The organism is Thermomonospora catenispora (genome assembly GCF_006363815.1).
Taxonomy (GTDB): domain Bacteria; phylum Actinomycetota; class Actinomycetes; order Streptosporangiales; family Streptosporangiaceae; genus Thermomonospora; species Thermomonospora catenispora.
In genome coordinates this window covers 41,452-67,729 of record NZ_RRYT01000021.1, presented here as the reverse complement: position 1 = coordinate 67,729, position 26,278 = coordinate 41,452, and the positions used below count along the sequence as shown (strand labels likewise).

The window sequence follows — 26,278 nt, the reverse complement described above, 5'->3', positions numbered from 1 at the left end:
GAGAGCACACAACCTGAACCGGATTCAGTTGGACGCCTGACTCGACTTGTCCCGGGCACTGGACGGTGTCACAGCTCACATGCTGGTGTGCCTCCCACACGAAATCGATGGGAGGTGCCATGGCGAGTGGGACACTCGCGATCGGCGGACTCTCGGTGAGCTACGGCAAGGCCGTGCAGGCGCTGCGCGAGGTCTCCCTGGAGGTTCCCGAGGGCGCGGTGACCGCCGTGCTGGGGGCCAACGGTGCGGGCAAGAGCACGCTGCTGCGGGCGATCTCCGGGACCCTGCCGTTCCACCGCGGGACGATCGACGCGGGCACGATCGCCCTGGGCGGTCGCACGTTGAGCGGGCTCAAACCGCACGCCGTGGTCGCCGCCGGCGTGGTCCAGGTGCCCGAGGGACGGCGCATCTTCGGGCGGCTGACCGTGGAGGAGAACCTGCGGGCCGGGGCGCTGGGCGTCCGGGACCGCGCGGGGGTCGCCGCGGCCAGGAAGCGGGTGCTGGAGTTGTTCCCGGTGCTGGCCGAACGCGCCAAGCAGCGGGCCGGCCTGCTGTCCGGCGGCGAGCAGCAGATGCTCGCCATGGGCCGGGCGCTGATGGCGCGGCCCAAGGTCCTGCTGTTGGACGAGCCGACGCTGGGGCTGGCCCCGCTGATGGCCGAGCGGATCGGCGAGTGCATCGCCGAGATCAACCGGCAGGGCACCGCGGTGCTGCTCATCGAGCAGAACGCCGCACTGGCACTGCGCCTGGCCACCACCGCCTACGTGCTGGAGGTGGGCCGGGTGACGCTGCACGGCCCGGCCGAGGAGCTGGCCGCGACCGACGAGGTGCGCCGCCGCTACCTGGGCCTGGGCGACGACGAGGACGCCGCGGCGGAGTTCGCGCGGCCTCCGGCGCTGTCGAGGTGGGCCGGATGAGCGAGCTGAAGGTCACCGACCTGACGGTGCGGTTCGCCGGGATCACCGCGCTCGACCACGTCGGCTTCACCGTCGAGCCCGGCAGCATCCACGCCCTCATCGGCCCCAACGGCGCCGGCAAGTCCACCTGCTTCAACGTGCTGTCGGGCGTCTACAAGGCCACCTCGGGCAGCGTCCGCTTCGGCGACGCCGAGCTGACGAAGATGGCGCCGCACCAGATCGCGGCGCTGGGGGTGGCCCGCACGTTCCAGAACATCGCGCTCTCGAAGCTGCAGAGCGTGGAGAACAACATCATGCTCGGCCGGCACCGGCTGACCCGGGCCGGGTTCCTGGGGGCCGGGCTGCGGCTGCCGTACGCCCGCCGGGAGGACCGCCGCCACCGCGAGCGGGTCCGGGAGATCGCCCGCTACGTGGGCGTCGCGCAGTACCTGGACGCCCCGGTCGGGCTGCTGCCCTACGGCGTGCAGAAGCGGGTCGAGCTGGCCCGCGCGCTGGCGATGGAGCCCAAGCTGCTGCTGCTGGACGAGCCGGTGGCCGGGATGAACGGGGGCGAGCGCCGGCAGATGGCCGAGGTCATCGTGGCCGCCCGTGCCGACCTGGGCATCTCGATCCTGCTGGTCGAGCACGACATGGGCATGGTGATGCGGCTCGCCGACGAGGTGACCGTGCTGGACTTCGGCCGCAAGATCGCCTCCGGCCCGCCCGCGACGGTGCAGAGCGACCCCGAGGTGATCCGCGCCTACCTGGGCGAACAGGCGGTCAAGGAACAGGAGAAGGCATGAGTGAGCCGCACGAGCACGGCGCGTTCCGCGACGCGGGTGCGCGACGCGAGGAGCGGATGAGCGCGCCACGACGCCACGGCGCCCGTCACGACGGCGCGGAGGCGAACGGGGGGCGCGCGTGACCACGTTCGCGGAGCTGCTGGTCAACGGGGTGTCGATCGGCTCGGTGTACGCGCTGATCGCCCTCGGTTTCGTGATCATCTTCAAGGCCACCGAGGTGGTCAACTTCGCCCACGCCTCGCTGCTGCTGGTCGGCGGGTTCGCGGTGGCCAAGCTGGTCGGCCCGCTGGGCTTCTGGCCGGCGCTGCTGGCGGGGGTGGCGATCGCCGCGGCGGTCGCGGCGCTGGTGGAGCTGCTGGTGCTGCGCCGCTCCCGGGCCGGCGACCACCATGTGCTGGCGATCGTGACGATCGGGGTGGACATCCTGATCACCACCGAGCTCACCCGCCAGATCGGCACCGAGGTGCTGTCCATGGGCGACCCGTGGCAGAGCGCGGTGGTGGAGGTCGCCGGGATCAGCGTCCCGCAGACCCGGCTGGCCGCCCTGGTGACCGCGGTCGCCCTGATCACCTGCTTCCTGCTGGCGTTCCGGTTCACCGACTGGGGCGTGGCGATGCGGGTGGCCGCCGAGGACCGGGAGGCCGCCGCGCTGATGGGCGTGCGGTTGAACCGGGTCTCGCTGGCCGCCTGGGCGGTCGCCGGGGCGCTGGCCGCGGTGGCGGCGCTGTTCCTGACCGTCTTCCCCACCCCCGGGCTGGACCGGTCGACCTCGCTGGTGGCGCTCAAGGCGTTCCCGGCGGCGATCCTGGGCGGTCTGGACTCCACCACCGGCGCGCTGGTCGGCGGGCTGATCATCGGGCTGACCGAGTCGCTGGCCAGCGGCTACCAGAACGACCTGACGTTCCTGGGCCGCGGCCTCGGCGACGTCGCCCCGTACCTGGTGATGATCGTGATCCTGCTGATCCGGCCGGCCGGACTGTTCGGAACGAGGGAGCTGGCCCGTGTCTGAGCGCACCTCCCCCCTGCCCTCCCTGCCGAGGCTGGTCGCCTGGGCGGTCGGCCTGGCGGTCATGGTGGCCGTCCCGTTCTACGCCGAGGCGTTCTTCCTGCAGGCCGGGGTGTTCGCGATGGCCGCGGCGATCGGGGCGATCGGGCTGAACCTGCTGACCGGCTCCACCGGGCAGCTGTCCCTGGGGCACGCGTTCTTCCTGGCGGTCGGCGCCTACGGGTACGTGTACCTCGCCGGGGAGTCCGGGAACGGCCTGGCCGGGCTGGGCCTGCCCACCTGGCTGGCCGTGGTGGGGGCGGTGCTGCTGGCCGGGCTGGCCGGCGGGCTGTTCAGCCCCATCGCCGGACGGCTGCGCGGCACCTACCTGGGCATCGCCTCGCTGGCGCTGGTGTTCATCGGCCAGCACATCCTGCACAACGCGCACGCGGTGACCGGCGGCGCCAACGGACGGGACGTGCCGCCGCTGGAGATCGCCGGGTTCAGCTTCGCCGACACCCCCGAGCTGGTGGTGCTGCAGGTGCCGTTCCGGGCGCTGGAGAAGCTGTGGTTCCTGGCGCTGGCGCTGCTGCTGCTGGCCGCCTGGATCGCCCGCGGCGTCCTGAACGGCCGCCCCGGCCGGGCGATGAACACCATCCGCGACCACGAGATCGCCGCCGGGGTGATGGGCGTCCCGGTGGCCCGCTACCGCGCCGCGGTGTTCGTGGTCTCGTCGATGTACGCCGGGCTGGCGGGAGTGCTGCTGGCCATGGCGTTCCGCAGGACCGTGCCGGACTACTTCGGGCTGCTGCTCTCCCTGGAGTACCTGGCCATGATCGTGATCGGCGGACTGGGAACGGTCGCCGGAGCGGTGATCGGGGCGGTGTTCGTGTCGCTGCTGCCCCCGCTGTTCACCCGCTACGCCGACGGCCTGCCGCTGATCGCCCCGCCCGGCTCGGGGGGAGTCTCCCCGGCCGAGGCGTCCCGCATCCTCTACGGCGCCATCGTCGTCGCCGTCGTGCTCTTCCTTCCCGGCGGGCTCATGGGGCTGTGGCAACGCCTGCGCGCGTCCACCGCCGCCCGCCGCAAGTCCACCCCTTCTCCCCGAATGGAACCTGAGGAGCAACCAGCATGAAGTCCTCTCTGCGCAAGACGGCGGTGTCGCTCACCGCGCTGGTGCTGGCCGCCGCGACGGCCGGCTGCGGCAGTGGCAAGGCCACCGGCGGCTCCGGCGGAACCGGTGCCGACGGGGTCAAGCAGGGGCCGGGCGTGACCGACAAGACCATCAAGCTCGGTCTGGCCACCGACCTGACCGGCGTGTACGCCCCGCTGGGCAAGAGCATCACCAACGCCCAGCAGCTGCACTTCGAGGAGATCAACAAGGCCGGCGGGATCTGCGGTCGGACCATCGAGGCGGTGGTCCGCGACCACGGCTACGACCCGCAGAAGGCCGTGTCGATCTACAGCGAGCTGAGTGGCTCGGTGCTGGCTCTGCCGCACTTCCTCGGCTCCCCGATGGTCAGCGCGGTCAAGCAGCGGATCGAGTCCGACAAGATCTTCACCATCCCGAGCGCCTGGACCACCGCGCTGCTGGGCAACCAGTACATCCAGGTCACCGGCACCACCTACGACGTGGACATGATCAACGGCATCCAGTGGATGCTGGACAAGAAGATGATCAAGTCTGGTGACAAGATCGGCCACGTCTACTTCGAGGGCGACTACGGGGAGTCGGCGCTGCGCGGCGCCAAGTACGCCGCCCAGCACAACAACCTGACCATCGTCGAGCAGAAGATCAAGGCGACCGACAACGACATGAGCTCGCAGGTCGCCGCGCTCAACCAGGCCGGCGTCAAGGCGATCCTGATCAGCGCCGGTCCCCGGCAGGCGGCCTCGCTGGCCGGCATCGCCCGCTCCCGCGGGATGAAGCAGCCGATCCTGGGCAGCAACTCGGCGTTCTCGCCGCAGCTGCTGGACACCGCGGCCGCGCCGGCGCTGGCCCAGGGCTTCTTCATCGCCACCGCCGGCGCCCCGATGAGCTCCGACCTGCCGGCGATGAAGAAGCTGGCCGACGACTACTCCAAGAAGTACCCCGGCCAGCCGCTGGACAGCGGCGTGGTCAACGGGTACGGCGGCGCCAAGATCGTCACCGAGGCGCTGAAGAAGGCCTGCGAGGCCAAGGACCTCACCCGGGAGGGCCTGATCAAGGCGCACCGGTCCCGCAACGCCTTCGACGACGGTCTGGGCACCCCGATGGACTTCTCCTACTGGGACAAGCCCGCCACCCGTAAGACCTACATCACCCAGCCCAAGAAGGGCGCGCCCGGCGGAGTGGTGACCGTCCAGGAGGCCACCGAGTCCGAGCTGGCCAAGAACTACCAGGTCCCGGTCGGCACCTTCTGATCCCCCTCCGCCCCCGCCCGGGCCGGGCGGGGGCGGGCTTTCCGCCGAGCCGGCCGCAGGCCGGGGACGCCAAGGGGCCGTCCCCGGCCTGCGGCGGGGACGGCCCCGTCGTCCGCCGGTCCCGTCCTCGCCGGGCGCCACCGGGATGGGGGACGGGACCGGAGGTCTTCACCTAGTGGGAGGCGGCCCGCTCGGCACCCGCGCCGGTGAGGGAACGGACCTCGATCTCGGCGTACTTGGCGGCGTTGAACTCCTTGCTGAGCACGGTGCCGAGCCAGCCGCACAGGAAGCCGATCGGGATCGAGACGATGCCGGGGTTCTCCAGCGGGAAGACGGCCCAGTCCGCACCGGTGAACAGGGCCTTCTCGGAGCCGGAGACCACCGGGGAGAAGAACACCAGCAGCACGGCCGACCCCAGACCCCCGTAGATGGCCGCGACCGCGCCCGCGGTGTTGAACCTCTTCCAGAACAGGCTGTAGAGGATCGCGGGCAGGTTCCCGGAGGCGGCCACCGCGAACGCCAGCGCCACCAGGAAGGCCACGTTCAGGCGCTGGGCGAAGATGCCGAGCACGATCGACACCGCGCCGATCACCAGCGCGGCGATCCGGGCGACCCGGACCTCCTCGGCCTCGGTGGCCTGGCCGCGCCGGAACACGTGCGCGTACAGGTCGTGGGCGAAGGAGGAGGACGAGGCGAGGGTGAGGCCGGCCACCACGGCGAGGATGGTCGCGAACGCCACCGCGGCGATCACCGCCAGCAGCACGGTGCCGCCCACCTCGCCGAAGATCCGCTCGCCGATCTCCTGGGCCAGCTGCGGCGCGGCGGTGTTGCCGGCCGGGTTGGCCTCGGCGATCGCCTTGCTGCCCACCAGGGCGGCGGCGCCGAACCCGAGCACCAGGGTGAGCAGGTAGAACGCGCCGATGAGGCCGATGCCCCACAGCACCGACTTGCGGGCGTCGCGGGCGGTGGGGACGGTGTAGAAGCGGATCAGGATGTGCGGCAGGCCGGCGGTGCCCAGCACCAGCGCCAGCCCGAGGCTGATCAGGTCCAGCTTGCCGGTCAGCCCCTGCTCGTCGGTGGCGTACCGCAGGCCGGGCTCCAGGAACGCTTCGCCCTTGCCGCTCTGCTCGGCCGCGTCCCGCAGCAGGGTGGAGAGGTTGAACCCGAACTTGGCCAGCACCAGCAGGGTCACCAGGGTGGCGCCGCCCATCAGCAGCACGGCCTTGATGATCTGCACCCAGGTGGTGCCCTTCATGCCGCCGACCGTCACGTAGATGATCATCAGCGCGCCGACCAGCACGATGGTGGCGCCCTTGGCGAACTCGGAGGTGAAGCCGAACAGCAGCGCCACCAGCGCGCCCGCGCCGACCATCTGGGCCAGCAGGTAGAAGATCGACACGGTGATGGTGGACACTCCGGCGGCGGTGCGCACCGGGCGCGGGCTCATCCGGAAGGCCAGCACGTCCGCCATGGTGTACTTGCCGGAGTTGCGCATCAGCTCGGCGACCAGCAGCAGTGCCACCAGCCAGGCCACCAGGAAGCCGATGGAGTACAGGAAGCCGTCGTAGCCGTAGAGCGCGATCATGCCGGCGATGCCGAGGAACGAGGCGGCCGACATGTAGTCGCCGCCGATCGCCAGCCCGTTCTGCACCCCGGAGAACGACCGGCCGCCGGCGTAGAAGTCCGAGGCGCTCTTGGTCTGCCGGCCGGCCCAGACGGTGATCGCCAGCGTGGCGCCGACGAACACCAGGAACAGCACGATCGCCAGGGTCTCGTGGCTCACTTGGGGGCTCCTTCCACCTGGGCGGCCAGGTCGGCGGCCATCGGGTCGAGCGTGCGCTCGGCGTGCCGGGAGTACAGCCAGGCGATCAGGAACGTGGACGCGAACTGCAGCAGGCCGAAGATCAGCGCCACGTTGATGAACCCGATCACCTGGGTGCCCATGAAGCCGCGGGCCCAGCCCGAGAGCACCACGTACAGCAGGTACCAGGCCAGGAAGGCCACGGTGGCCGGGAACGCGAAGGCGCGGAAGCGGCGCCGGAGCTCTTGGAATTCGGGTGTGCGCTGCACCCGCTCATACGGCGTCTGCACGCCGTCGGCTTCTTTATCGACGGTCACGGGTTCCCTCCTCGGCTGTGACGGGGGTCACGTCACGGTAAGGAGCCTCCGCCCCGCGCGTGGAGGGGGCTGGCGCCGGGCTGCGGTGAGCCGCCGGGCGGCTGCGCCGATCCGCCGCGCGCGATCGGTGAACGGTCGAATCCGTGCGACGAACGGCATGCCGCGGGGGCCGGCCGTGCGGAGGAGGCCGATTCCGGACGGTGCTCCCGCGGCCCGCCCCGCCCGCCGGACGCTTCGTTAGTCTTCGATCACGCCCTTTCGTCCGAGCGTCAGAAAGGTCCGTTCTTGTACGGCACTCCCTCTCCCGGCGGCCCTTTTCCGGGCGCGCCGAATCCGTCCCCCGTCCCCCCGCAGTCGTCCCCCGAGGCCCCGGCCGTCGCGCCCCTGGGACGCAGGTTCGCCGCCTGGCTGATCGATGCGCTGGTCGTGGCGGCGTTCGTGGCCGGCCTCGGGTTCCTCACCTACACCCGGCTGGTCGACTACATCAGCACGCAGGGGGCGCTCAAGGCGGCGACCACCGGCGTCTTCGAATTGCTCAGCTCCCAGGGAGACCTGGCCGGCGTCGCCCGCGCCACCGGAGAGAGCGTGTGGGGCGGGGCGGTCGACATCGTCGTGCAGGGCTTCGCGGCGCTGATCGTGCTGCAGCTGCTGTACCAGTTCGCCACCGTGCAGTTCGCCGGGCGGACCCTGGGCAAGGGGCTGTTGGGGCTGCGGGTGCGCAGCACGCACGGCACCCGTCCCGGGGTCAGGCGCTCGCTGCTGCGGGCGCTCGTCACCACGGCGTCGGAGAGCGGCCTGTACTCGGTGGCCTGCATTCTGTTGCTGCTCGGGCAGTTCCTGCTGTCGTTCGTGGTGTGGGCGGCGGCGGTGGCGCTGTTCCTGTTCAACGCGCTGCCGATGCTGGGCGGCCGGCGCCGCACGCTGGCCGACCGGGTGGGCGGCACGGTGGTGGAGCCCGCCGCAGTGCTGCGCACCGCGGCGGGGATGGCGCAGGCGGCCGTGGAGGGGGCGCGCCGGCTGGGCCGCAGGGCCGCCCCGCAGGACTCCTCCGCGGGCGCGCCTCCCGCCCCGCAGCCCGGACAGCCCGGGTACGCCCCCTCGCCCGCCGCCTCCGCGCAGCAGCCGGGCCACCTCCCGCCGCCCGCCGCGCCCGATCCGCAGTCCGGCCACGCCCCTCCGCCGCCTCCGGGCCACCTGCCGCCGCCCGGACCGACCCCGCACCCCTGATCGTCACGCCCCCTTGGGGTGCCAGGTCCCCCGGTCGACGGCCAGCGTCTCGGGGGTGTGCAACCGGACCATGGTGCGCGCCACCCCGGCGGGCACGCTGCGCGGGGTGATCAGCGAAACCCCGATCATCACGGCGAACGCGGCGGGCACCGTCCAGGCGGCCGGCTGGGCCAGCAGCGCCCCGGCCAGTCCGCCGGGCGGCCCGCCGATGATCGTCCACGCCACGGCCGTGCCCGCCAGCCCGCCGCCGACGATCAGCCCGGCCAGCGCCCCCGCCACGGTCAGCCGCCGCCACCAGATGCCCAGCACCAGCAGCGGGCAGAAGGTCGAGGCGGCCAGCGCGAACGCCAGCCCCACCACGTCCGCCACCGCCAGCGCCCGCACCGACAGCGCCAGCCCCAGCGGGACGAGCAGCGCCAGCAGCGTCGCCACCCGGAACGACCGCACCCCGCCGTGCATGAGGTCCTGTGCGATCACCCCGGCCACCGACACCGCCAGCCCCGAGGAGGTGGACAGGAACGCCGCCACCGCGCCCGCGGTGACCAGCGCGCCGAGCAGGTCGCCGAGCGTGCCGCCGATCAGCCGCCCCGGCAGGGTCAGCACCACCGCGTCGGTCCGGCCGGTCATCAGCAGCTCGGGGGCGTAGATCCGGCCGAGCGCCCCGTACAGCGCGGGCAGCAGGTAGAACGCGCCGAGCAGGCCGAGCACCAGCACCGTCGTGCGGCGCGCGGCCCGGCCGTCGGGGTTGGTGTAGAAGCGCACCAGCACGTGCGGCAGGCCCATGGTGCCCAGAAAGGTGGCCAGGATCAGCGAGTAGGTCGCGTACATCGGGTACTCGCGCCCGGCCAGCGGCCGCAGCCACTCGGCGTCGGTGCGCACCGGCAGGTCCGCCACGTGCGGCACCGCCGCGCCCGCCGGGAACGTGACGACGGTGTCGCGGGCGACGGTGTGCTCCCCCGCCGTCAGGGTGAGCGGCCCGGCGCGCCCGGCCCCGTCCACCCGGCCGCGGACCTCGACGGTGACCGGGGCGGGCACCCGCACGGTGACGTCCGTGCCGATCGACACGGTGGTGCGCTCGGGGAACGTCGGCGGGGCGTCGCCGCCGAGCCCGGGGGCGGCGTCCTGCCGCCAGGCGATCAGCAGGAACAGCACCGGCACGGCCAGCGCGGTCAGCTTCAGCCAGTACTGGAACGCCTGCACCATCGTGATGCTGCGCATGCCGCCGGAGAGCACGTTGATGGTCACGACGACGGCGACGAGCACCGTCCCCACCCACACCGGGGTGCCCGCGGCGGTGCGCAGCACCAGTCCCGCGCTCTGCAGCTGCGGCATCAGGTACAGCCAGCCGATGAGGACGGCCAGCACGCTGGTGACCCGCCGCACCGTCATCGACTCCAGCCGCGCCTCGGCGAAGTCCGGCAGCGTGTAGGCGCCCGAGCGGCGCAGCGGCGCGGAGACCAGCACCAGCAGCACCAGGTAGCCGCCGGTCCAGCCGACCGGCAGCCACAGCATGTCCGCCCCGTAGGCCAGGATCAGCCCGGCGATCCCCAGGAAGGAGGCCGCCGACAGATACTCCCCGCCGATCGCCGAGGCGTTCCGCAGCGGCGAGACCGTCCGCGACGCCACATAGAAGTCCGAGGTGGTCCGCGAGATCCGCAGCCCGAACATCCCGATCAGCACGGTCGCCGCCACCACCAGCGACACCGCGGTCAGCCCGTAGGCGGTGCTCATGGCCTCGCTCCGCGTGCTCCTCGACCGCTCACGCCCGTCCGCCGGTCATCTGTCGCGGTCCACCAGCTCGGCGAAGTCGCGTTCGTTGCGCTCGGCCTGGCGGACGTACCACCAGCCGCACAGCACGAACATCGGATAGATCAGGCCCGCCAGCAGCAGCCAGGCCAGCGGCAGCCCGCCGACGCGCGCCTCCCGCAGCTCGGGGACCAGACCGAACAGCAGCGGCAGCCCGCCGACCAGGACGCCCAGCACGGTGCACACGGTCAGTCCCAGGCGCAGCTGGGAGCGGATCAGCGAGCGCATGTAGACCTCGCCCAGCCCGGTCTGCTCGTCGATCTCCCGGGTCACCGGCCGGCGCGGCCGGCGGGCCGCCCGGGTGCGCGGGCTGGTGACCAGGACGCGCTGGGGCCGGCCGCTCACTGCGACTTCCTGGCGTTGCGGACGAGCAGGTCACGGAGCTCGCGGGTGTGGCGGCGGCTGACCGGCAGCTCGGTGCCGCCGACCCGGACGGTGCAGCGGCCCGACTCCAGCCGCAGCTCCTCGATGTGCCGCAGCGCCACCAGGTGGCGGCGGTGGATGCGGACGAACCCGGCGGCCCGCCAGCGCTCCTCCAGCGCGGCCAGCGGAATGCGGACCAGATGGCTGCCGGAGGGGGTGTGCAGCCGGGCGTAGTCGCCCTGCGCCTCGACGTACCACACGTCGGCGGCGGCCACGAACCGGGTCACCCCGGCCAGCTCCACCGGCACCAGGTCCGGGGAGGGGACGGGATCGGCGGGCCGATCGGCCGCCGCCTTTGCGGATCCGCCGGTCTCCTCGGCCACCCGGCGGACGGCCTCGGCCAGCCGCTCCGGCCGGATCGGCTTGAGCAGGTAGTCGGCGGCCTTGATCTCGAAGGCGTCGACCGCGTGCTCCTCGTAGGCGGTGACGTACACGATCCGCGGCGGCCGGGCGAACTGGGCCAGCAGCCGGCCCAGCACCACCCCGTCCAGCCCGGGCATCCGGATGTCCAGGAACACCGCGTCGATCGGCCGCCGTTCGGCCAGCGCCCGGTCCACCTGCCGGAGCGCGGCGGTGCCGTCCCGAGCCAGCGCGACCTCCTCGATGCGGGGGTCGGCGCGCAACCAGAAGGCCAGGTCGTCGAGCGCCGGTGCCTCGTCGTCGACCGCCAGGACGCGCAGACCGGCCACCGGGGCCTCCTCATGTGCGACGGCTCACGTTGGGATCGTCCCCAAGCGTCCGGAATGCGACCGGGAAAAGTCAAACAGCCGCCACCCCGGGGCGATATTTGGGCACCCGCAGCGTCACCTTCGTCCCGGCCCCGGGCGCGGTCTCGATCCGCAGCCCGTACTCGTCGCCGTACACCTGCCGCAGCCGCTCGTCGACGTTGCCGAGGCCGATCCCGGCCGCCTCCGGTCCGGACTCCCCGTCGGGCGCGCCGTGCGCCAGGATGGCGCGCAGCCGGTCGGGGTCCATCCCGACCCCGTCGTCCTCTACGCTGATCACCGCGTCGGCGCCGGCGTCCTCGGCGATGATCGTGATGTGGCCGGGGCCGGCCCGGTCCTGCAGGCCGTGCCGGACCGCGTTCTCCACCAGCGGCTGCAGGCACAGGAACGGCATCGCCACCGGCAGCACCTCCGGCGCGATCCGCAGCGTCACCTGCAGCCGGTCTCCGAACCGGGCTCGCTGCAACAGCAGGTACCGGTCGATGGAGTGCAGCTCCTCGGCCAGCGTGGTGAAGTCCCCGTGCCGGCGGAAGGAGTAGCGGGTGAAGTCGGCGAACTCCAGCAGCAGCTCGCGCGCCCGCTCGGGGTCGGTGCGCACGAACGAGGCAATGGTGGTGAGGGAGTTGTAGATGAAGTGCGGCGAGATCTGCGCCCGCAGCGCCCGCACCTCGGCCTCCATCAGCAGCGTCCGGGACCTGTCCAGCTCGGCGAGCTGGAGCTGGGCGTCCACCCAGTGGCCGACCTCCTCGGCGGCCCGCACCAGTCCCGCCGACACGTCGGCCCCGTAGGCGGCCAGCGTCCCCACCACCCGCTCGTCGGTGGTCAGCGGCACCACCACCGCGTGCCGGATCTCGCAGTCCAGCCGCTCGCACGCGACCACGTCCGGCCCGAGCACCTCGGTCCGCCCGGCGGCCATCGGCCCGGCGGCGTGCTCCAGCGCCGCGCCCTTGTGGTGCTCACCCGCCCCGTCCCAGGTCAGCACCCGCTCGCCGTCGGTGATGGCGATCGCCGCCGACCCCAGCAGCTCGCGCAGGTGCCGTCCCGCCTTCTGCGCGGCCTGCTCGGTCAGCCCGGCCCGCAGCGGCGGCGCCGCCAGCGACGCGGTGTGCAAAGTCTGGAAGGTCGCCCGGTCCACCGGGCTGCCCAGCTCCCGTCGCCGGCGCCGCCACAACGGCACCACGCCCACCAGCCCGGTCACCACGACCGTGGCGACCACCGCCAGCGCCACCTCCATGTGCGCCACGGTAACCCGACATTCCGCAACGTTCCCGGAACGGCCCGATGCGGCGGTCATGCGGTGTCCCGGCCCCCTCCGGCCCCAGGCGGCGTCCGCGCCCCCGGCGGGTCTCGCCCCTCGTCGGCGGGGGCGCCGGGGGATCAGCCGGTGAGCAGCAGGGTCTTGCCGACGACCCGGCGGGCCTCGATCGCCGCATGCGCCTCGGCCGCCCGCTCCAGCGGGAACGTCTGCCCGATGACCGGACGGAGCCGTCCGGCGGCGGCCTCGGTGAGCGCGGCGGCGGCCAGCCGGACCCGCTCGGCCAGGTCGAACCGCAGGTCGGCGATGCCGCGCAGGGTGACGCCGCGCCGCCGGGCCTCCTCGGCGTCCACCGTCGCGAAACCGCCGGCGGGGGTTCCGTGGGCGGAGAATCGTCCGCCGCGGGCCACGAGCTCGAACGCGGCGCGGCCGACGTCGCCGCCGACGCCGTCGAGGACCACGTCCACCTCGCCAAGCCCGTTCGTCCAGCCGTCCCGTGCGCAGTCCACGACCTCGTCCGCCCCCAGCTCGCGGGCCAGGGCGAGCTTGCGCTCGCCGCGCGCCGCGGCGATGACGTGCGCTCCGGCGGCGCGGACGAGCTGGACGAGCAGGACGCCCATACCGCCGGTCGCGCCCACGATGAGCACCCGCTCCCCCGGCCCGATCCCGACCCCTTCGAGCAGGCCCAGGGCGGTGACGCCGTCGTGCAGCAGCGCGGCGGCGACCCGCAGGTCCACGCCGTCCGGAACGGGGATCAGCCCGCGGGCGGGCACCGCGACCCGCTCGGCGGAGCCGCCGTGACCGCCCAGGTCGCCGGTGTAGGTGAGGACGCGCCGCCCCACCCAGCGCGGGTCGACCCCCTCGCCGACCCGCAGCACCCGCCCGGCACCGCCGCCGCCGGGCACGTACGGGGGACGGACGGCGAAGAAGTCCCGGGCCCGCCCTGAGCGGATCATGGTGTCGACGAACAGGGTGTCCACGGCGACCATGCCCACCACCGCCTCCCCCGGTCCGGGCACCGGCTCGGGGGCCCGGCTCACCGTCAGCGTCTCCGGGCCGCCGAACTCCCTGACCTCGATGATCTTCATCTGCGCGCTCCCTTCGTCTCAGGAGCAGCCTTCAACCTCGACAACGCTTGAGGTCAACTCCGGAGCACGGGCGGCCCGGAGCGGCGGACGGTCCGGCCTCGGGCGATCGGGCCTCGGGCGGTCAGCGCGAGGCGGTGGCCAGGTGCGCGCCGAGCGCCACGAACGACCCGGCGAACGTCCGGCGGATCCAGGTCATCACCCGCGGCCTGGAGATCACCCGCTCCCGCAGGGTGGCGGCGAGCAGCCCGTACGCGGAGAAGATCACGAGGGTGACCGCCATGAAGACCGCCCCCAGCAGCAGCATCCGCCCCACCGGGTCCGCCGTCCCCGCCGGCACGAACTGCGGGAAGAAGGCGAAGAAGAACAGCGTCAGCTTGGGGTTGAGCAGGTTGATCAGGATCCCGGACACGATCACCCGGACCGCCGGGACGTGCTCGGCACCGCCGTGTCCCGTCAGCAGGTCGCTCCGGTCGCGGAGCATCGTCCAGGCCATGAACAGCAGATAGCCGATCCCCAGAAGCTTCAGGCCCTGGAAGGCGGTGGCGCTGGCGTGCAGCACCGCCGCCACCCCGGTGATCGTCGCGACCATGTGCGGGACGGTGCCGAGGGTGCAGCCGAACGCGGCGACGAGGCTCGCCCGACGGCCCCGCGACAGGCCCGCCGCCAGCGTGTAGACCACCCCGGTGCCGGGGGTCGCCACCACGATCAGCGTGGTCACCAGGAAAGCGACGCTCATGCATGCCTCCCTCTCACGGATGTGCGCCCCCTTCACCCTGTCGGCCGTCTTGGTCCACGGAACAGATCCAATCCCGTCTCGCCCGCATGGTCCATTGCGTCCGGAGCGGGCGTCTGCGGCCGTGACGTTCTACGCTTGCTCGGCGGTTCGACGACCCGTCAAGCGACTCCCCGAGCCTTGGTGAGCGGACATGCCGTATGAGATCGCCGTGCCCGGACGCGCCGTGCTGGGCGAAGGCCCCACCTGGGATCCGGACACCGGTCGCCTGCTGTGGGTGGACATCCCCTCCTGCGAGGTCCACGCCTACGATCCGGTCACCGGCGCCGACACCGTGCTGCGCACCCCGCAACCCGTGGGCGCGGCCAAACCGCGCGCCGCCGGCGGCCTGGTGGTCAATCTGCGCGACGGCGTGGGCCTGTACGAGGAGGACGGGACGTTCCGCTGGCTGGCGACGTTCCCCCGGGAGGGCGTGCGGGGCAACGACGCCGCGGTGGCCCCGGACGGGGCGCTGTGGGCCGGGACGATGCGCGAGGACCAGTCCGCCCCCGACGGGGTCCTGCGCCGCATCGCCCCGGACGGCGCGGCCGCGACCGTCGTCACGGGGGTGACGGTCAGCAACGGCATCGGCTGGAGCCCGGACGGCCGTCTGATGTACTACGTCGACACCCCGACCCGGCGCATCGACGTGTTCGACTGCGACGGCCCCGCGATCCGCAACCGCCGCGTCTTCGTCCACGTGCCCGCTCCGGGATGGCCGGACGGGCTGACCGTGGACGCCCTCGGCTGCGTGTGGGTCGCCCTGTGGGACGGCGGCCGGATCCTGCGCTACACCCCGGCGGGGAGGCTGGACCGCACCATCGAGCTGCCCGCTCCGCTGACCACCGCCTGCGCGTTCGGCGGCCCGGATCTGCGCGACCTGTACGTCACCACCGCGACGGTGGACCTGCCGCCCGACGCCCCCGCCCCCAACGGGGCCGTCCTGGTCGTCCCGGACGCCGGGGAGGGGCTCCCCGGCGTCCCGTTCGCGGGCTGAGCGGACCCGGCGGCCGCGATCAGATCCAGTGGTTGTCGTGCTTGCGGTAGAACTCGGCGCGCTCCTCCTCGCCGGCGTCCGCGAGCTCGATCAGCCCCTCGAAGTAGCCCTCGCGGGGCGCCCCGGGCGCGAAGTGCAGCAGCATCGACGCCGGTTCCCCCGAGTCGTTGCGGAACCCGTGGATGCCGCCGATCGGCACGTGCACGTAGTCGCCCGGCCGGGTGTCGATCCAGCGTTCGCCGTTGTAGATGCGGACCGACCCGGACAGGATGTAGAACGACTCGGCCAGCGTCCGGTGGAAGTGCGGGCCGGGGCCGCCGGGCTCCGCGCTCATCTCGTACCGGTAGAGCCCGAACAGACCGCCGGTCGTGGCCCCGGTCGACAGGTAGTGCACCTTGGTCCCGTTCGGATAGATCAGTTCGGCCACGCTGCCGTCCGGCCGGTACACCGCACTGACCTCCCCGCCGTCACCGAAATAACGCGGATCGGGATAGGTCATGAGAACCTCCATGATGACCCCGCCCTTCGGCGGGGAAACGGTCGGATCCCCGCGAAGCGGGACAGGGGGCAGGTGGCGTGCCGCCGGACGAGCCACCGTTCCACCACGCCGGGACGATCTGCAGCCGATCTTGCCCTACCGCGCGAGGAGCGAGGCGAATCGCGACGCCGCCCCCGAACGCGCCGCCCCCGCTCCGGGCGCGCCGGACGTCAGCGGGCCCCTCGGTGGGGGTGTCGGGTGTACTCGGCGCGGCGCCGAAGCATCACGGCGAACATGAGGGGGAACATCACCGCGTGCGCGACGACCATCAGAGTCGCGCCGTCGATGACGCCCAGCCACAGCAACGGCAGCAGCGGCGGCGCGGGGGCGAACATGGCGCCGCACATCTCCAGGACGGCCGGCCAGCGGTGGCCGCGCAGGCGCATGAGCACGACCATGCCCACGGACATGGTGAACGCCATCAGCAGGAAGGCGGGCTCAGGGCTCCGCTCGAAGGACGGTTTCAGCCCGACGGCCGCGAAGATCAGGCTCCCCGCGCCCATCCCGGCGAACATCGCGACGACCATCTCGACGTAGTGCCCGGCGAACCGGACCCACGGGCGGGAGCGGAGAGCCGATGCGGTTCGGGTCATGAGCCCACCGTGCCTCCGCAGGCGCCCGAGAGGGCGGGCGGGGCGATGCACCGGTCGGGAAACTTGGGAGACCCGTCCTGAGGACATAGGCTCGCCCCTGGGCGCCCTCCGCCGCCGGACGGGGTCCCCTGGAGGTTTCGATGACCGAACGGCGTGTGCTCGTGGTCGGCTACGACGCGGCGGAGCTGCTCGACATCGCGTGCATCACCTCGACCCTGGAGATCACCAACCTGCACGGCGCCGACCCCGCCTACCGGGTGCGCCTGGCCAGCCCGGGAGGCCGCCCCGTCACCTGCGGCGCCGGGATGACGCTCCTGGCCCACGAGTCCCTCGAACGGGTCACCGGTCCGTTCGACACCCTCATCGTGTCGGGAGGGATCGGGCACGAGAGGGCCGCCGCCGACTCCTCGCTCGTCGCCCACGTCCACAGGCTGGCCCGGGAGAGCCGCCGGATCGCCTCGGTGTGCACCGGGGCGAGCGTCCTGGCCGCCGCCGGCCTCCTGAACGGCCGGCGGGTGACCACCCACTGGGGGTGGGCGTCGAGCCTGGCCTCCCGCCATCCCGAGGTCGTCGTCGACCCGGACCCGATCTTCATCCGGGACGGGGAGCTGTGCACCGCGGCCGGCGTCACCAGCGCCCTGGACCTCACCCTGGCCTTCGTGGAGGAGGACCACGGCGCCGCCCTGGCCCGCAGCGTGGCCCGCTATCTGGTGACCTATCTGCAGCGGCCGGGCAACCAGGCGCAGATGAGCATGTTCACCAGCGCGCCGCCGCCGGCCGACGAACTGGTCAGAAGGCTGGTCGACCACATCACCGCGCATCTGGGCGAGGACCTGTCCACGACCGCGCTCGCCGCCCGCGCGGGCGTCAGCGAACGTCATCTGACCCGCTTGTTCCTCAAGCATCTGGGGCAGACGCCCGGCCGTCTCGTGCGCCGAGCCCGCGTCGAGGCCGCCGCGCACCTGCTGGCCACCACCACCCTGCCGATGGCCGCCGTGGCGTCCCGCTGCGGTTTCGGAACGGCCGAGACGCTCCGCCAGGCGTTCGTCGCCCGCTACGGCATCCCACCGTCGCGGTACCGGGCCGCGCAGTCCGCCGCCGGCGCCTGAGCCGCCGAGCCCGTCGCGGCGGCACGGCCCGCCGCCCGACCCGACCGCGTCGCCGGCGCTATGCTCGGCCCGGCGAACCGCTCGAAAGGCCCTCATGGAACCCTCATGGAACGACGACCGCACGACCATCACGATGTGAACGGGCCCGCCCCCGGCGCCGGAGGCCGGCCCGGCGAAGCGACCGAACGCGCCGACTCCGCACGGGAGCACGAGGAGCCCGACGAGGGCCGCTCCGCGGAGCGCGCGGACCGGGCGGACCGGTTCACCTGGAGCGCCCCCGTCGCGATCCTCTACGACCCGCTGCGCGACGGCCCCGAGCGCCGCTGAGCGGCCGCCGCGGGGCCGGCGTGCCCGCATGGCGCAAAGCCCCGTCGCAGAACCCCGGGAACGGCGCCGATGCCGGCGGCCGATTCCCTCCGGCCGGTTCCGGAGGACGCCGCGACGAGCGTGGCTCGGGCCGTCCCCGGCCCGGGTCCTCGTCAGGCAGTTAGTCGGGCAGAGACGGCTCAGGCCCCGCTCCGGATCGTCCGGACGGGGCCTGACCTGCGTCTTCACAGTGCTCGACCTGGCTCCCGCGATTGGACTCGAACCAATAACCTGCCGGTTAACAGCCGGCTGCTCTGCCAATTGAGCTACGCGGGATCGACGCTCTGCCCGGTGGAAGGTCTCCCTCGCACCGCGGCGGAACCAGATTAGCGCATCCGAAGGGGTGCTCGCGCACGCATATCTCGGCGCGGGACTGGCCGCGGCCTCCGTGGGTATGGGGGTGGCACTCAGACGGTCACGGAGGTATGCCATGAAGATCAGGATTCCGTTCCTCCTCGGCGCCGCGGTCGGCTACGTGCTGGGGACCAGGGCCGGCCGGGAGCGCTATGAGCAGATCGTGCAGCAGTCCCGCAAACTGGCCGAGAACCCCAAGGTGCAGGAGACGGCCGAGACGCTGCGCGCCAAGTCGGGGATGCTGGCGGGCACGGCCAAGAACCGGATCACCGAACGCACCGCAGGCTCCCGGAAGACCAGGCAGGCGGAGCGGGAGCCGATGGCCGAGGTGGGCGGGGAGCCCTCGGGACGGTTCTCCGGCCCCGCCGGCGGAGCCCCGTCGGGAAGCGCCTCCACCACCGGCGGCACCTCCGCCTCGGGGTCGACGGCCGGAACGCCGGCCGGGAGCGCCAGGCCGTCGCCGCGCGGTTCTCACTGAAGCACGGTCACAGGCCCGTCTGGCGGCGGAGGTCCTCGAGGATCTGCTCGGCCTGGGCGCGCAGCCCCGGATCGTCGGGGTCGAGCCCGGCCTCGAACACCAGCGCCCAGCGCACCCGGCCGGTGGCCGGCGAACGACGGCCGGTGATCCGGACCTTCCCGCCGCCGGGCAGGGTCGCCGGATGGTTGACCACGATGGTCGAGGTGACCCGCTCCCGGATGGTCTCGGGCACCGACCCGGGGTCGGTGAGCCCGATCCGGTGCGAACGACCCCCGCTTTGGTGAACGTGCAGCACGCGCCCGTCCCACGAGGCGCGGTCGATCCGCTCCCACGGCAGCCGCAGGAACCCCCCGTCGCCGGTCGGCAGGTGCAGCGCGAATCCGGTGGCGACGACATGGGAGCCGCCGCGGGTGGGGGCGTGGGCCAGCGGGCGCTCGCCGCGGCCCAGGTCGAGGGCGTCCCGCACGGCTCGGGGGAGACGATTGCGCTGGAACAACGGCAGCATGGGCCTCAACGTACCGATCACGCGGCGTGGGAGGCGCGCCGGGCGGCGAGCAGATCCAGCACCAGGGCGGCGGACCAGCTGTAGTCGTGGCTGCCGTACCCGCTCCCGTCGAACGGGTCGAAGTACTCGCGGAACCCCGACTGGCGCACCAGCCGCAGCGTGGTCCCGTGCAGCAGGTCGGAGATGATCGTCAGCCCGTGCACGGACGCCGCCAGCCACAGCAGCCAGTTGGTGTTGACCCAGGTGGGGCCGCGCCAATAACGGGTGGGGTCGAAGCTCGCCGACTGCAGATCGCACGAGGGCACCGGGTAGCCCGCGGCGCCGCTGAAACGCGCCGACAGCAGCAGCTCGACCAGCGCCCGCAGCGCGGGCGAGGGCAGTTCGGGGTCCAGCAGGGGGCCGAACGAGGCCACCGTGATCGTGGGGATCAGCTCGCCGGAGCGCAGGTCCAGCACCCGGAAGCACTCCCCGTCCCACAATCGGTCCAGCAGCGCCCGACGGATGCGGGCGGCGTCCTCCAGATGCGGCGCCGGGTCCCGCCCGATGATCCGGGCGATCTCCGCCAGCGCGTGCGTGGAGGCCAGATACGCGGCGTTGAACAGCGGGTCCTCGGCGAGGAAGGGATGCTCGTCCCGCAGGTGCCCGGCCTCGTAGCGGGCGTCCCGCAGCAGCGTCACCAGCCGTACGTACCGGTCGTGGTCCTCCCCCGCCGTCACGCCCGCGCCCGGCGGGCGCAGCGGCGCGTACCGGGAGGGCGGCAGGTCCAGGGCCGACAGCGGCCGGTCCCAGGAGGGGCTGTCGTCCATCCCCGACTCCCACGGATGGCAGATGGCCGCCAGTCCCGCTCCCCCGATGTCGCGTTCCTCGGCCAGATGGCGGTGCTGCGCCGTCAGCAGCGGATACAGCCGGGCCAGGAAGGCTCGGCTGCGCTCGGCGTCGCCCGCGTCGGCGCACTGGTGCAGCCGCAGCGCCGCCAGCGCCTGCAACGGCGGCCCGGTCAGCCCCGAGGTGTCCAGGTCGCGCGGCGTCCCGGGCACGGAACGGCTGCGCCACAGGTCCGGCCCGGGGAAATAGCCGAAGCGCGGCAGCTCGGGGTGGAACACGATGTGCGGGACCAGCCCGCGCGCCCACTGTCCGCGGAAGACCGCCAGCAGCTCCCGCTCGGCGCGGGACCGGTCGTGCCGGACGAGCCCCATGCTGATGAACGCCGAGTCCCAGCTCCACAGGTGCGGATACAGGCCGGGCGAGGGCACGGTCCCGCGACCGGTCCAGTTGGCGTCCAGCACTCGTGCGGCGGCCCGCCACAGCGCGGCCTCGTCGCCCTTCAGCCAGGAGCTCACTCTCCCAGGGTGACCCGTGGACCTCGTTCTGCCTAGGGCCTGTCCAGGGCCTGCCCAGGGCCCGTCTCAGGGCGTCCGCCCGGGCGACGGCCGTTCGCCGTCGTGCAGGAGAGCGCGCCAGGTCCCGGCGGCGGGCACCGCGTCCGGGTCGAGGGCCAGCGCCAGCAGCCGCTCGGCGATCTCCTCCCCCGCCGCGACGCCCCGGGCCGCGGTGACCGCGGTGCGGGGGGCGGTCCAGCCGACGTCCGCCAGTTCCCCGTGGGCGGGCCGCAGCGCCGCGTCGGCGGCCTCCAGCAGCTCGACGTCCAGCAGGGAGTCACCGGCGGCCAGCATCCGCCCGGCCCCGGTCCGGTGCGCCACCTCCGCCGCGGCCGCGGCCTTGGACAGCCCGTCGGGGATGCAGTAGACCTTGCGTCCCTGCAGCGAGGTCCGCCAGCCGCGTTCGGCGCACCAGCCCGTCAGGTCGGCCAGCCAGCCGTCCGGGAGCGCCGCCCGCTCCACCACCGCGTAGCAGAACAGGTCCGAGGCGGTCCGGACGGTGCGCACGAACTCCCCGCTCACGCGGGTCAGGTGCCCGTGCACCTCCGCGAGCTCCGCCGCGACGCGGAGGCGGGAGCGCACCCGCGCCGCCCATTCGGGATCCGCGACCCCGTCGACGAGGATGTGCCCCCCGTTGGCGCAGATCGCGTACGGCGGGGGCTTCTCCAGCAGGCGCACCCGGCGGTACTGCTCCGGGGTCCGCGTGGTGACGGGGACGAGCACCGCCGCGTCGGCGAGGCGCTCCAGCAGCCGGGCGGCGGTCTCGGTGACGTAGGACAGCGGCTCGGCCCGGTAGTGCTCCACGCACAGCAGCCGGGGCAGGGTCTCGTCCGGCCCCTCCCAGCCCAGCGCGGCCGCCGAGTAGATCAGCGTGCGGTCCAGGTCGCTGCACACGACGGTCTTCACCGGCCGCCTCCCCGCCCGACGTCGGGGCGGACCAGTCCCGCGCAGGCGTACGGGAGGGCGTCCGGCTCCACCTCGACCACCGGGACGCCGCGTTCGGCCGCCAGCAGCCGGATGTGCGCCAGGTCCCCGGAGGCCAGGGCGTCGGAGCGGACCAGCACCCGCCAGGGGACGCGGCGCAGCAGCACCCGGGTCGTCTCCCCCACCCCCGGTTTGATCAGGTTGAGGTCGTCGATGCCGTACCGTTCGCCGATCCGGCGGACCGCCGCCCAGCCCGACCAGTCGGGGGTGCGGTCGGCCTCCCGCAGCGCCGGCCAGTCCCTGGCCACCCGCTCGGCGACCTCCCCGAACCGGGCGCACACGGCGTCCAGGAACACCCCCGACACGTCCGAAGGGGCCAGTTCGGCGTAGAACTTGGCGCCGTGGAAGTCGTTCGGCCCGATCAGCTCGTCGTTCAGCACGGTGCGGCTGACCAGACCGGACACCGTGGAGTTGAGGCAGGCCGAGGGGATCAGGAAGTCCTCGCGGGTCCCGTACAGGCGGGTGCAGCGTCCCGGGTCGGCCAGCACCGCCAGATCGCCGGGGAAGCGCACCCCGGTGTCGCGGAAGTACGCCTCCAACGCCGTGGTCAGCTCCCTGGTGATCACGCCCTTGCCGGTCCACCCGTCCACGAACATCACCGACGCCGGGTCGTGGTGCTCGGTCAGGTAGCGCAGCGCCACCCGGTCGATGCCCCGGCCCCGCACGATGCTCAGCGAATAGTGCGGCAGGTCCAGCCCGTGGGCTGCCCGCGCCCACCGGCGGATCAGCACCCCCACGGGGGTGCCCGCCCGCGCCAGCGACACCAGCACCGTCTCCCGGCCCCGTTCGGCCAGGATCAGCTCGGTGACCAGGCCGACCGCGTACGCCAGGCGGGACGCCGAGGCCTCCAGCGCCCGGTGGAACAGCCGCCGGTACTCGGGGCCGGGCTGGTACTCCACCGGCAGCGACTCGGCGTAGTGCGCCCGGCCCGCCTGGATCGCCGCCTCCCGTTCCTCGATCGGCGCCTCCAGCTTCACCTGGGACAGGTCCTTGAGCAGCCAGGCCACGTCCTCGGCCGGGTAGCTGCCGAAATCCGGTCCGCGCAGCGGCTCGGGGGTCATCCGGTCTCCTTCCCGCAGGACCAGGGCCGTCGGGCGGGCCGGACCGGCAGGGCGGCCAGCACCACCGGGGCGATGCCGCGCAGACGCCTCAGCAGCCCCGACGCCAGCTCCGGCGTGTCCCCCACGGCGTCCACGATCAGCACGATCGCCTCGAAGCCCGCTCCGGCCACGTTGTAGGCGTACCGCTCCCCCGGCCCGTCCGCCGGGGCGTCGTGGGCTGGGAAGGCGATCCGCGTCCGGATGGCGTAGCCGGGGTCGTCCACGGCCAGCACAGGGGAGCGGGTGGTCGTCGAGTACCGCACCTCCGTCTCGGGGAGCAGGTCCGCCAGCGCCTCGGCCAGCCGGAGCGGGGCGTACATCAGCTCCTCGAAGCCGAGCACGAGCACCCGCCGCGCCTCCGCGGGCAGCGCGGCGGCGAGCCGGGCGGCCATCTCGGGCAGCGCCTCCTCCAGCCGTTCCCGGTGCTCGGGCGTGAACCCGTGCCGGCCGCCCTCGGGCAGCCCCTCGGGCCATCCCGGATCCACCCGGACGAGGGGGTGCTCCCCCGCCGCCGGTTCCGCCGCATCCGGCGTCCCGGCCGCGAGCGCCCGTCCCCTGGCCAGGACGTCGGGCGGCAGCTCCACCCGCCCGGACGCCAGCGCCACCGTGTCGATCCGCGCCCCCAGCCGCTCGGCGAACGCCGCCATCCGCGCGCGGTCCCGCCGTCCCCGCACGTCCACCAGCGCCGCCACCACGTAGTGGCGGCGCGGGCGGGCGGCGTGCAGCGCCCCGATCGTGTTGAGGGCGGTGGTGCCGGTGGACAGCTCGTCGTCGACCAGCACCACCGGGCCGTCCCGTTCCATCAGCCTCCGGTCGGCGGGGAGCAGCAGGTGGCTGGTGGCGTGGCTGTGCTCCTCCTCGAACCCTCCGTACGGCGCGATCCCCTCCACCGGGCGGCGGGTCGAGTGCAGATAGACGGCGTCCCCCAGGGCGTCGGCCACCGCATGCCCCAGCGCCGTCGCCGTCTCGGCATATCCGATCACCAGGGCGGACCTCCCGTCCGTCGATCCGCCGGTCAGCGCGTCCCGCAGCCGGGCCGCGGCGTCCGCCCGGCCCCGGGGCGTCTCCGGGCGGGCGGGGCGCGGCCCCGGTCCGTCCGTCGCCGGTCCGGAGGCCAGGGCCCGCCGCAGGGCGTCGACGGCCGCGGCGGGGGGCGGGCCCGCGATCCGGCGGCCCAGCAGCAGGCCGGCCCCGTACACCAGCCGCGGGTCGGTGGGGACGTGCTTGCCGAGGACGGCGGACACCAGCAGGTGGGCGCGGCGGGGGTTGCGGCGGATCGCCAGTCCCACCAGGTCGGTCAGTCCGACGCCGAGGGGGCGGTCGACGTCGGTCAGCCGCACCCCCAGGCGTTCGGCCACCCAGGTCCCGTTCCAGACGCTCACGTGCCGCCCGCCGCCTTGAGCAGTTCCACGAAGGTGACGTCCTCGGCGGCCACCCCGAACACCTGGGCGCGCAGCATCAGCCGCTCGGCCCAGGCGCGGTGGGGCTTGGCCTCGTTCATCTTGTTGGCGTAGCTGCTGGCCATCGCTCCCCCGCCGGTCTCTCCGAGGATGTCGGCGGCGTCGCAGTACTCCTCATGGGTCACCACCGACAGGGCGTGCACCGCCGGGACGTGGGAGGGGTGGATGACGGTCTTGCCGATCAGGCCGTTGGCCTTGTCCAGGTGGACCTCGCGGATCAGCCCATCGAGCTCCGCGCTGATGATGTGCCGGCGCAGCCCGATCGCGTGCCGGCGTTCGAACGGGGCCTGCCGCAGCTGGGGTTTGAACAGCCGCTCCCCGGCCGAGAAGTACTCCCAGACCGGGCCGGTGATCACGAAGCCGCTGCCGTCGGCGCGGCCCAGCACGTTCACCACGTCGGCGATCACGCTGGCCACCGGGTGGATGTCGTAGATGGTCAGGTCGGGCGGGCGGCGCAGGCCGTAGGCGGCGCACATGTCGGTGCCTCCCAGCCGCACCGCCAGCACCAGGTCGGCGTGCTTGGCCAGCAACCGCGCCACGTCGTGCAGCATCTCGGTGCGGGTCTCCCGGTACACCGCCTCGCGGCTCTCGATCACCGGCATGGCCAGCAGCGGGCGCGGGGCCTGCGCGGAGGCCTCGCGCAGCGCGTCCAAGAACGCCTCTCCCGCGGCGGCGGTGAACTTCGGCAGTACGAACCCGCTGATCAGCTCGACCGCGTCGCCCAGCCGCCGGGTCAGATCGCCGATCTGCTCGGGCGTGCGCACCCGGATGAACAGCAGCGGGACGCGGGCCCCGGTGCGATGGGCGCGGCGCACCTGGGCGACCAGGTTGGCCTCGGCGGCGGGCACCTCGTCGTCGGGGATGGCGTCCTCCAGGCACACCACCATGCTCATCACCCCGCGCCGGGCCGCCTTGACGATGTCGTCGAGCAGGGCGGGCCGGGTGGCGGGGCTGTAGAGGGTGGCGCCCAACGCCACCGCCAGCACGCGCGGATCGCTGTCCCGCCCGAACGGCCGAGGGTGCCGGTAGAACAGGCGTTTGCGCCGGGCCGCGGAGACGTGGTCGAAGTGTCGCATGGAAGCGGATCCTTTCCATGGTGGAACGGGCCACATCTCGACGGCGCCGCACGGCCCACCGCTGACGATAGACGGATCTGTGGCCTTTTGCGCCCTACGACACATTCAAGGCCTGACGCGTAGATACTCACCCATGGCAAGGAAAGTGAAGAAATCGACCCCCAGATCCGGCGATCGCCGCCTACAGGTGGGCCGTCACCTCCGGCAGCAGATGCTGAAAGGTGCGGCCGGTGGCGGTCGCCCCGATCGCGGTCATCGACCAGCCCTGCCCGTCCCGGCTGACCTTCGCCATGATCTGCGCGGTGTGCGGCCCCGTCTCGGACAGGTCGTAGCGGGCGAGCTCCTCTCCGGTGGTCTCGTCCACCAGCCGGCAGAACGCGTTCACGATCTGGGAGAAGCCCTGCCCGGTGAAGGAGTTGACGGTGAAGACCAGCTGGGCGATGCCGGCCGGCAGCGCCGCCAGGTCGACGATGATCGACTCGTCGTCGCCCTCGCCCTCACCGGTGAGGTTGTCCCCGGTGTGCCGGACGGCGCCGTCCTTGCTGCGCAGCTGACGGAACCAGACCGCGTCCGTCAGGTTGCCGGAGGCGTCGAACAGCAGGCACGAGGCGTCCAGGTCGATCGGCTGCGGCCTCCTCCGGCCGAACAGGCCCCTCTTGACGGCCGCGTCCCAGCCCAGGCCCATCCTGACCCGAGTGAGCGCGCCGCCGCCGGGCCCGACCAGCGAGACCTTCTGCCCCTTCTGCAACGAGACGGACATGAGCGGATGCGCCCCCTCCACCGACGGCCCCTCGACGACACGCGTGTCCGCCGGGGACCAGGGCCCCGGCGGACACGC

At 73.3% G+C, this 26,278-nt stretch carries 27 protein-coding genes and 1 tRNA gene; 10 read left to right on the top strand and 18 right to left on the bottom strand.

Annotation, left to right across the window (positions count from 1 at the left end; genetic code table 11):
• Positions 1–119: 119 nt before the first annotated feature.
• From EIO00_RS16915 to EIO00_RS16895, 5 genes are all read left to right on the top strand, one after another.
• Positions 120–917, top strand: coding sequence for an ABC transporter ATP-binding protein (locus tag EIO00_RS16915; RefSeq protein WP_175596253.1), 798 nt, complete (start codon positions 120–122; stop codon positions 915–917).
• The gene (locus tag EIO00_RS16910; protein WP_140180090.1) at positions 914–1,699 is read left to right on the top strand and encodes an ABC transporter ATP-binding protein; all 786 of its coding nucleotides are present in this window, start codon (positions 914–916) and stop codon (positions 1,697–1,699) included. Before EIO00_RS16915 ends, EIO00_RS16910 begins: the two co-directional genes overlap by 4 nt.
• Positions 1,700–1,817: 118 nt before the next feature.
• On the top strand, positions 1,818–2,708 hold the full coding sequence (locus tag EIO00_RS16905) for a branched-chain amino acid ABC transporter permease (RefSeq protein ID WP_140180088.1): 891 nt from the start codon (positions 1,818–1,820) through the stop codon (positions 2,706–2,708).
• A complete protein-coding gene (locus EIO00_RS16900; RefSeq protein WP_241661407.1) occupies positions 2,701–3,819 on the top strand; it encodes a branched-chain amino acid ABC transporter permease in 1,119 nt (372 codons plus the stop codon). Before EIO00_RS16905 ends, EIO00_RS16900 begins: the two co-directional genes overlap by 8 nt.
• Positions 3,816–5,087 carry an ABC transporter substrate-binding protein gene (locus EIO00_RS16895; protein WP_140180085.1) on the top strand — a complete coding sequence of 424 codons (1,272 nt, stop codon included), beginning with the start codon at positions 3,816–3,818 and terminating at the stop codon, positions 5,085–5,087. Before EIO00_RS16900 ends, EIO00_RS16895 begins: the two co-directional genes overlap by 4 nt.
• Before the next feature lie 172 nt (positions 5,088–5,259).
• On the opposite strand, the gene EIO00_RS16890 is transcribed toward EIO00_RS16895, so the two are convergent.
• The gene (locus tag EIO00_RS16890) at positions 5,260–6,870 is read right to left on the bottom strand and encodes a solute symporter family protein (RefSeq protein WP_140180083.1); all 1,611 of its coding nucleotides are present in this window, start codon (positions 6,868–6,870) and stop codon (positions 5,260–5,262) included.
• Positions 6,867–7,205: a DUF485 domain-containing protein gene (locus tag EIO00_RS16885; protein WP_140180081.1), complete on the bottom strand. Its 339-nt coding sequence runs from the start codon at positions 7,203–7,205 to the stop codon at positions 6,867–6,869. Before EIO00_RS16885 ends, EIO00_RS16890 begins: the two co-directional genes overlap by 4 nt.
• 285 nt (positions 7,206–7,490) lie before the next feature.
• Here EIO00_RS16885 and EIO00_RS24835 point away from each other — a divergent pair, with 285 nt between their 5' ends.
• Complete coding sequence (locus EIO00_RS24835; RefSeq protein WP_206664163.1) at positions 7,491–8,432, top strand: RDD family protein; 942 nt, start codon at positions 7,491–7,493, stop codon at positions 8,430–8,432.
• Positions 8,433–8,435: 3 nt separating this feature from the next.
• Here the strand turns inward: EIO00_RS24835 and EIO00_RS16875 are convergent, their stop codons facing one another.
• The 6 genes from EIO00_RS16875 to EIO00_RS16850 all read right to left on the bottom strand — a co-directional run bounded on the left by EIO00_RS16875 (position 8,436) and on the right by EIO00_RS16850 (position 14,465).
• On the bottom strand, positions 8,436–10,163 hold the full coding sequence (locus tag EIO00_RS16875) for a sodium/solute symporter (RefSeq protein ID WP_140180080.1): 1,728 nt from the start codon (positions 10,161–10,163) through the stop codon (positions 8,436–8,438).
• A gap of 45 nt (positions 10,164–10,208) precedes the next feature.
• Positions 10,209–10,583: a DUF485 domain-containing protein gene (locus EIO00_RS16870; protein ID WP_140180078.1), complete on the bottom strand. Its 375-nt coding sequence runs from the start codon at positions 10,581–10,583 to the stop codon at positions 10,209–10,211.
• Positions 10,580–11,350: a LytR/AlgR family response regulator transcription factor gene (locus tag EIO00_RS16865; protein WP_140180076.1), complete on the bottom strand. Its 771-nt coding sequence runs from the start codon at positions 11,348–11,350 to the stop codon at positions 10,580–10,582. Before EIO00_RS16865 ends, EIO00_RS16870 begins: the two co-directional genes overlap by 4 nt.
• Before the next feature lie 70 nt (positions 11,351–11,420).
• Complete coding sequence (locus EIO00_RS16860) at positions 11,421–12,620, bottom strand: sensor histidine kinase (protein ID WP_140180074.1); 1,200 nt, start codon at positions 12,618–12,620, stop codon at positions 11,421–11,423.
• A 143-nt stretch (positions 12,621–12,763) separates the two neighbouring features.
• Positions 12,764–13,729 carry a zinc-binding dehydrogenase gene (locus EIO00_RS16855; protein WP_140180072.1) on the bottom strand — a complete coding sequence of 322 codons (966 nt, stop codon included), beginning with the start codon at positions 13,727–13,729 and terminating at the stop codon, positions 12,764–12,766.
• Between the two features lie 121 nt (positions 13,730–13,850).
• Entirely contained in the window at positions 13,851–14,465 is a 615-nt protein-coding gene (locus tag EIO00_RS16850) for a LysE family translocator (protein ID WP_140180070.1), read from the bottom strand.
• A gap of 190 nt (positions 14,466–14,655) precedes the next feature.
• On the opposite strand from EIO00_RS16850, the gene EIO00_RS16845 reads away from it, so the two are divergent.
• Entirely contained in the window at positions 14,656–15,498 is an 843-nt protein-coding gene (locus tag EIO00_RS16845; RefSeq protein WP_140180069.1) for an SMP-30/gluconolactonase/LRE family protein, read from the top strand.
• A 19-nt stretch (positions 15,499–15,517) separates the two neighbouring features.
• Here the strand turns inward: EIO00_RS16845 and EIO00_RS16840 are convergent, their stop codons facing one another.
• Entirely contained in the window at positions 15,518–15,997 is a 480-nt protein-coding gene (locus tag EIO00_RS16840) for a cupin domain-containing protein (protein WP_140180067.1), read from the bottom strand.
• A gap of 209 nt (positions 15,998–16,206) precedes the next feature.
• Positions 16,207–16,629 (bottom strand): hypothetical protein, encoded by a 423-nt coding sequence (locus tag EIO00_RS16835; protein WP_140180065.1) that lies wholly within the window; start codon positions 16,627–16,629, stop codon positions 16,207–16,209.
• Positions 16,630–16,769: 140 nt separating this feature from the next.
• Between EIO00_RS16835 and EIO00_RS16830 the strand changes: the two genes are divergently transcribed.
• Together EIO00_RS16830 and EIO00_RS16825 are read left to right on the top strand one after the other, a co-directional pair.
• Complete coding sequence (locus EIO00_RS16830; protein ID WP_140180063.1) at positions 16,770–17,738, top strand: GlxA family transcriptional regulator; 969 nt, start codon at positions 16,770–16,772, stop codon at positions 17,736–17,738.
• A gap of 105 nt (positions 17,739–17,843) precedes the next feature.
• The gene (locus EIO00_RS16825) at positions 17,844–18,065 is read left to right on the top strand and encodes a hypothetical protein (RefSeq protein ID WP_140180061.1); all 222 of its coding nucleotides are present in this window, start codon (positions 17,844–17,846) and stop codon (positions 18,063–18,065) included.
• A gap of 239 nt (positions 18,066–18,304) precedes the next feature.
• Here EIO00_RS16825 and EIO00_RS16820 read toward each other — a convergent pair.
• Positions 18,305–18,380, bottom strand: a tRNA-Asn gene (locus tag EIO00_RS16820).
• A gap of 154 nt (positions 18,381–18,534) precedes the next feature.
• Here EIO00_RS16820 and EIO00_RS16815 point away from each other — a divergent pair.
• Positions 18,535–18,936, top strand: coding sequence for a hypothetical protein (locus EIO00_RS16815; protein ID WP_140180059.1), 402 nt, complete (start codon positions 18,535–18,537; stop codon positions 18,934–18,936).
• Positions 18,937–18,943: 7 nt separating this feature from the next.
• Here EIO00_RS16815 and EIO00_RS16810 read toward each other — a convergent pair whose 3' ends face one another.
• From EIO00_RS16810 to EIO00_RS16780, 7 genes are all read right to left on the bottom strand, one after another.
• Positions 18,944–19,441: a hypothetical protein gene (locus EIO00_RS16810; protein WP_140180057.1), complete on the bottom strand. Its 498-nt coding sequence runs from the start codon at positions 19,439–19,441 to the stop codon at positions 18,944–18,946.
• 17 nt (positions 19,442–19,458) lie between these two features.
• Entirely contained in the window at positions 19,459–20,781 is a 1,323-nt protein-coding gene (locus EIO00_RS16805) for an MGH1-like glycoside hydrolase domain-containing protein (RefSeq protein WP_140180055.1), read from the bottom strand.
• Between the two features lie 66 nt (positions 20,782–20,847).
• Entirely contained in the window at positions 20,848–21,726 is an 879-nt protein-coding gene (locus EIO00_RS16800; protein ID WP_140180053.1) for an HAD family hydrolase, read from the bottom strand.
• Complete coding sequence (locus EIO00_RS16795) at positions 21,723–22,865, bottom strand: cysteine protease StiP family protein (protein ID WP_140180051.1); 1,143 nt, start codon at positions 22,863–22,865, stop codon at positions 21,723–21,725. The genes EIO00_RS16800 and EIO00_RS16795 overlap by 4 nt, the downstream gene beginning before the upstream one ends.
• Entirely contained in the window at positions 22,862–24,286 is a 1,425-nt protein-coding gene (locus EIO00_RS25655; protein ID WP_140180050.1) for a phosphoribosyltransferase family protein, read from the bottom strand. The genes EIO00_RS16795 and EIO00_RS25655 overlap by 4 nt, the downstream gene beginning before the upstream one ends.
• A complete protein-coding gene (locus EIO00_RS16785; RefSeq protein WP_140180048.1) occupies positions 24,283–25,440 on the bottom strand; it encodes an HpcH/HpaI aldolase/citrate lyase family protein in 1,158 nt (385 codons plus the stop codon). Before EIO00_RS16785 ends, EIO00_RS25655 begins: the two co-directional genes overlap by 4 nt.
• A gap of 181 nt (positions 25,441–25,621) precedes the next feature.
• Positions 25,622–26,200 (bottom strand): TerD family protein, encoded by a 579-nt coding sequence (locus tag EIO00_RS16780; RefSeq protein ID WP_140180046.1) that lies wholly within the window; start codon positions 26,198–26,200, stop codon positions 25,622–25,624.
• Between the last annotated feature and the right edge of the window lie 78 nt (positions 26,201–26,278).